This window comes from Gilliamella sp. B3801 (assembly GCF_026536645.1).
Lineage (GTDB): Bacteria > Pseudomonadota > Gammaproteobacteria > Enterobacterales > Orbaceae > Gilliamella > Gilliamella apicola_I.
Window position 1 is genome coordinate 1 of the sequence record NZ_JAFNNR010000026.1, and the last position, 1,238, is coordinate 1,238.

1 protein-coding gene is annotated in these 1,238 nt (G+C 36.5%); it reads right to left on the reverse strand.

Annotated features, from left to right (window positions below):
* The coding region (locus tag J3U14_RS11635) for an autotransporter outer membrane beta-barrel domain-containing protein (protein WP_267352062.1) at window positions 1–1,238 on the reverse strand (1,238 nt) is incomplete at both ends.

The window sequence follows — 1,238 nt, forward strand, 5'->3', positions numbered from 1 at the left end:
TTTTTACCTTGATTTGAGTCAACATGTTTTCCTTTTACTTTCGCTTCTGGTGAAGATGAATCATATAGCCAGTTTGCTTCAATAAATGGTAACACGCCGTAACCCGATTTTGTGCTTTGACCATAGTAACGTGCACCTAGGCGTAATTGCGCACCATCTGCATTAATGTTGTCAACTTTACCTGCACGACCTAAATTAAACTTATCACTGTCTAACCAGGTATAACCAATTTGAGCATGTGGCTCAAGTAACCAGTTTTTCTCATCGCCTTCAAGGACAATTAATCCATAACCAACTTCAGCAGATAAACTTAATGCGTTCCCATTATATTTGCTTGAATAGTTTCTTGAATTTGATAAATGAACTGAAGTTTTATGTTTGAACCAACTATATTGTGCCCAAGTATCGACATAAAGCCCTTCACCATTGGTTTGTGCATTCCAGTTACCGTAAACCCCTAAGTTATAACCACTAACACTGCCATCACCGTTACGTTTACTGTGTTTTTGTTGAGTGTCTATTGAGCTGTGACCGTATCCACCATAAACCCCTACTTTAAATTGGTCTAAAGATAATACATCCACACCCATTTCAATCACTGATGTCTTCATGTCTATTGATTGTCTACCATTAAACATATCAGTCTGAGTTCGGTCATAGCTATAACGCATCCAAACATTTGAATCCGGTACATAAATTGAGGTATCACGGTCGTGAGCACTATGACGGAACATATTTAATGCCGCTAATTGGTTACCAAATACTGATGCTACTATCGGTGATTTATAAACATTTGAAAATGCGTTGGTATATTCAATGACTAATTTGCCATTTTCATCACGTCCAATTGTATAATCAAATTCACTATCTTTTTTCTCAATGATATTCCAGATAGCATCATCTTGACCGACAACATCAACTAGATTGATTTTACCGCGTTCTGAATTTCCTCGGCCGATTTCAGTTATATCAATATTGGTTTTTCCTGACGTATTACCTTTTACGACAAGTTTATCTGACTCACCTTTTTCTGTATCCACATACATATTCAGTTTGCCATCTTCACCACGGTAATCACCATTGACAGTTAATACTGTATTTGCTGAATCTTTACCTAAATCGATAGTTCCACCATTGACTAAATTGCCAATTGTTTGATTATGATCTTCTAAATTAAGTGAACCTTTCTTATCAACGTTATAGTTAGATTTTTCGCTAAAGACATTCTCGGCTTTCGC